The sequence below is a fragment of the Neobacillus drentensis genome (assembly GCF_036962765.1).
In the GTDB taxonomy this organism is placed as follows: Bacteria; Bacillota; Bacilli; order Bacillales; family Cytobacillaceae; genus Neobacillus; species Neobacillus drentensis_C.
The window spans coordinates 54,115-59,578 of record NZ_JBALOS010000105.1 but is presented as its reverse complement, the minus strand read 5'-3'; the positions used below and the strand labels follow the sequence as shown (position 1 = coordinate 59,578).

Here is a 5,464-nt window from a genome sequence, read left to right as displayed (position 1 = left end):
CTTTATAGTATTTATTGGCTGGTTCATAATTTTTTCTTCTAAAGTATTCAAAAGCTAAGTTGTGTAATACCTTTGCTTTTCGACCAGGTGAATGACAAAGATCACAGCTTTTGATTAAGCTTTCAAACCTCTGAATGGTCTCTTTAAAATCTCCATCATCCTTTACTTGAATCGCCATCAGCATTTCTGCATCAATCACTCTAAGATAGTTATTAATCTCTTTGAAAAATTGACGTGATTTATCTGCGAAAAAATAAGCCATAACCGGTGATTCAACCGAGTGATATGCGACTGCTAAGTGATAGGTATATTCCTTGTTTTTGTAATCTGTGTCATTTATTGATTTTAATGCTTGAATTGCTTTCAGGTTTTCATGTTTCGCTAAATAGTAAATCCCTAAAGCGTGTTTGAACAGATTTGCTTCATAGGATGATAATTTATTTTCGTTCTTTTGGATTTCCTCGATGATGGTAAATGCTTCATCGGTCAGATGATGCATTAGTAAATACCTAACCCGAAGTAATTTGTAAAGATTGATATAATCAGAGATTTGAATTAAATCTTCTTGCTCAAGTTCTTGATTAATAAGATCCATTTCTTCGAATAATTGCATGATAATAGCATCATGCCAATGATGTAATCGCTTTTTTATATTTTTAAGTTTTGTTATTTCATTTTCGATATTTATTCCTAGACGCTCGGATAAAAGAGTGATAATTTCAGGTGCATATTCAGTATGTAAACGCTCAATTTTACTAATATGTGTTCCAGAACAAATCCCATTTCCTAATTGCTCTTGAGTAATTTGGTATTTTTCGCGGTAAAACCTAATGATTTTCCCCTCATACATAATGAATTTCTCCTTTTAGAAAAATTTTATCTTGCTGTGTTCGAGTAATAGGAAAAACAAGATTCCCCCAAGTACAAAGATGATTTTTTTAATATAGTTCAAAAAATGTCATTTAAAACTAATCTAACAGTTTAAGATTTTACAAAAAAACGTTCAATTCTTCAAAATTTGACAATGGTTTACAGGGATTTTGACAAATTATGCAGTGATGTTAGAAAGACTTGATGAAAAATTCCCCCAATTTGTTGAGAACAAAAATCAAGTACAATAGGAATTAATAGAGTTGTCTAATTATTCATACTCTTATTTTACACTATCTATCTTTAGAGAGGAAAGCGATGCTCATAGGAATATGTAACCATTTTATAAACGAAAACCTGCTAAATTTATTATTTTTAGAAAATAATAGGTTTAAAATTTGCAGCTAAAATTAAATTAGTAGAAGGAGAGTCGATTAATGAAAATTCGAAAGAAACAATTTCTAAATGTTATGGTATCAGGTGTAATTGCCTCCAGTTTACTTACATCCTATTTAATGCCTCAGCACAAAACGTATGCTATTTCCAATTCTGCTGAATCGATCTTAAAAGGACTAAATGAAGAACAACGACAGTCTATTAAACGATTAACCCCACAAGAAGGATTCATCATTGATCCAAGTTTGTTGTCACTTAAAGATAAAACCGCAAATGTCATTGTTGAGTTCAAAACAGCTCCGGTCGAAAATGCCCAGCAATCAAAATTAAAAGGTACATCTAAAAATAAAGCAGAAAAGATAAAAGGGGAACAAGAATATTTTAAACAACGATTAACTGAAATTTTTAAGAAGAAGGAGGAGTTAAACCAAAATATAAAAGAAAAGTCAATTAAATATCAAATTAAACAAACATACCAGAATGTATTTAATGGAATGGCTATGACGATTCCTACAAATGAAATTAATACCTTGCTTGAGACTGGAGTAGTTAAAAGGATATGGAAAGACAATGTCGTTAGTTTACCGAAAAATGAATCGACTACTACACAAGAACCATCAACTGGAAAAGTAATTCCACCAGCGCTTCCTCATATAGGTGTTGATCGTTTACATAATGAGGGCTTAAAAGGACAAGGAATAAAAGTTGGGGTACTTGATACAGGGATTGACTATAATCACCCTGATTTAAAAGATTCCTATAAAGGCGGCTATGATCTTGTCGATAATGACTCCGATCCAATGGAAACAACAAGAGCCGAGTGGCTTGCATCTGGTCAACCTGAATCGATAGATGGTAGTTCATACTATACAGAACACGGCACTCATGTTGCTGGAACAATCGCATCTAACCCTAAAAATGATGTTGAATATGCCATGACAGGTGTAGCTCCGAATGTTGACTTGTATTCCTATCGAGTATTAGGTGCATATGGATCAGGATATGATTCATCGGTTATCGCAGGTATAGAAAGAGCTGTTAATGATGGTATGAATGTGATTAATCTATCATTAGGTAATGGTAATAATCATTCCTTAGACGCTACATCTGTAGCCATCAACAATGCCGCATTAAAAGGGGTCATACCAGTTATAGCCGGAGGAAATGCAGGGCCAAATCCTGGTACGTTAGGTTCACCAGGTGCTTCTCCACTAGCTATCACTGTTGGTGCTAGTGATGTGCCGACTGATATTCCAACCGTTAATGCAAGTTTAGCAGATATTTCAGTTCAAAATACTTTAATGGGGCATGGTCTTGGTAAAGATTATCTAAAGTTAATGGATAAAGAGTATGATGTTGTTGAAGTAGGAATTGGGACAGAAGAGGATTATACTGACAAAGACGTTAATGGGAAAGTGGCATTAATTTCTCGTGGTGAGATATCATTTGATGAAAAAATTCGACGTGCTCACGATAAAGGTGCAGTAGCTGTATTGATATTCAATAATGTTGATGGCGAAATTCCATTTTTCTTCGGTGAAAATCTAGGTTATGTTCCAACATTTAAACTGTTACAAGGCAACGGAGTAAAACTTTTAGAAAAATTAAAAGCAGATCCTACAGCTAAACTTAAATTTACAGACTTACAGTCAAATATGACTACAGGTGATGTATTAGCTGATTTTAGCTCACGTGGTCCAGTTAGTAATAACTTTGATATTAAGCCAGATGTAGTAGCACCTGGAGTTTCTACATTCTCTACTGTTCCAGAATATATTAATAGTCCAGAAGATGGTGTCGATTATTCGAGTGGTTATGCTAGTTTAAGTGGAACTTCCATGGCAACACCACATGTTGCTGGAGTTGCAGCCTTATTATTACAATCACATCCAGATTATACAGTTGCAGATGTAAAAGCTGCGCTTATGAATACGGCTGATCCTTTAAAAGGTCGTACGTACAATGTGAATGAAGTTGGAGCAGGACGTGTAGATGCTTTTGAGGCAGTCCACAATACAACGTTATTTGAAGTACAAAATAAGACGACTTCCTTAGATGAAGATGGATTAAATATAGAAATCGATGACATTTCAGGATCTATACCTTTTGGTAGTATTGCAGAATCAAGTGAGACTCAAAATAGAACAACATCGATTTCTATTAAGAATTTAAGTAGTCAACTAGAAACATATCATACAAGGGTTGAATTTTTAACCATCGATGGTGTTTCAAGGAATGCAAGCGAGAGCGGCGTGACGCTTCAATTACCGACTTCAATCGAAGTGGGTGGAAATGAAAGTAAGGCTATTAATGCAGAAATAACGATCCCAGCAGATGCAAAATTTGGTATATATGAGGGCTATATCTATATTGAAAATGAGTCAAAAACGGCAGCATATCAAATTCCTTTCCATGTTCGTTATTCTAAACCTGGATTCGAAAAACTAGAATTTTTTAAACATGCCATAACAAATGACCTTAGTAACTATCATCCATACATCGAGCCGTTTACACCAGTCAGTTTCAAGTTAAATAGTCATATGAAAACGATTGATGTAGTGGTTAGCGATCTAGATGGAAAACCAATTGGGTTTTATGGCACATTTAATTTAGAAAATGCGTCAGTTGATACGGAATACTTAATATTTTTCGGATTTTCAGGTGATGTAAAATATTTTACAGGTGATCCAAATAAACCTTTATCACTTGAATATGAACCACTTAAAGAAGGGAAATACATTGTTTCTTATATTGGTACAGGGATAGATGGTAAAACATATAAAGTCGATAATGACATGGTGATCGATAATACCGCGCCAACACTGGAATTTGATAAGAAAACAGGAATCCATGAACTTTCAAGTTCAGATTTAACAACTGAAAATTATGACGGACAAGATTATACAGCATATTGGGTGCATGGAAAATTGTATGATGATACGATTGACTATTTAAAAAGTAGAGGACATGACATCACTCAAGAGGCAAATACCGTATATGCTTATCAAGATTCTTATTGGCCAACAGCTGAATTTTTCCCAAATGCAAATGGTGAATTTAAATTTGGTGTCCTACCAGAAGAATATGCAAACTATCCAACAAATGTAGCTATCTATACTTATGATTACGCTACAGCAGGAAATCCGACTTTCCCAGACTTTACTTTTATAAATAAAGGGGATAAATATTCCTTAATTAAAAACAATACAAAAGGTGTAAGTCTTGGATCAGAGTTTGTCAATACATTTACGGTTCAAAACGCGAAAGATTTAACAAGTGCCTCTGTAACAATCGATGTCCCTAATTTCTATAAAGTTGTAGACGTTAAGCCATCAAAACAGCTAGTGGATCTTGCAAAGAAAAATAATTGGACTATTCAAGTTGCAAAGCCACAAATTACAGAAAACACTTGGTCTAATCTATCTACATTTGCTGTAGATATTTCAGACAAAAAGACAAAATTACCAGTTTCAATTAATGATGGTATTGATTTATTGGATATCACATTAAAAGTAGTCGATGACCATAATTACTTTGTAGAAAGTGGATTCTATTATCAAGAATCTTCTTATCAAACAAGCGCTGGTAGCAAGTCTTCTTTACCAACATTTGCTGAAAGGTTTAAATTCATTTCCCAGCACTCATGGTTCGAAGGTTACTATCATGGTGAAGCAGTTAATTTAGATAATTATGATTTAGATTATTCAAAGATTGGAACAAAAGCGTATCTAGTTGATAAAAACGGTAAAAAGTACCCTGCTGATATTTCAGAAAATGGTTATATGACAATAACGGATATTCCTGCCACGAAGGATGAATATACATTCATTGTCGATATTCCTGGGCATTTCCAATACAGCAAAAAAATAACTTTAAGCAGGACGATCGATGGAGTTGTCCAAGGTATTTTCTATAATGTGTATACGGATACGGCTGCTGCTGGAGATGTCAACGGAGATAATGTAATCGATATTTATGACGCAAAGCTGGTTGCAAACAATGCTGGAGTTACAGGGGATAGAATGAAAGAAGATCTTAATAAAGATGGAGTCGTTGACATTATTGACTTTAACTATATCGAAAAGAACTTCCTATCCAACAATCCATACATCCCAACATCAAATAATCCAGTTGAAAAAACAGGAAACCTAACATTAGAAGAATTGAAAAAAAGTTTTAATTAAAGGCTCTTTTCGTA

General features: G+C 34.1%; 2 protein-coding genes. One reads left to right on the top strand and one right to left on the bottom strand.

All coding sequences use genetic code 11. The annotated features are described in order from the left end of the window. A partial coding sequence (locus V7137_RS14490) for a helix-turn-helix transcriptional regulator (protein ID WP_335698745.1) occupies positions 1-850 on the bottom strand: 850 nt, incomplete at its 3' end. 457 nt (positions 851-1,307) lie between these two features. Between V7137_RS14490 and V7137_RS14485 the strand changes: the two genes are divergently transcribed. After that, on the top strand, positions 1,308-5,450 hold the full coding sequence (locus V7137_RS14485) for a S8 family serine peptidase (RefSeq protein WP_335698744.1): 4,143 nt from the start codon (positions 1,308-1,310) through the stop codon (positions 5,448-5,450). The last annotated feature ends 14 nt before the right edge of the window (positions 5,451-5,464 follow it).

What these genes read in the sequence shown, in the direction of transcription:
- V7137_RS14485 (WP_335698744.1), top strand. Translation starts at nt 1,308, where the DNA reads ATGAAAATTCGAAAGAAACAATTTCTAAATGTTATGGTATCAGGTGTA.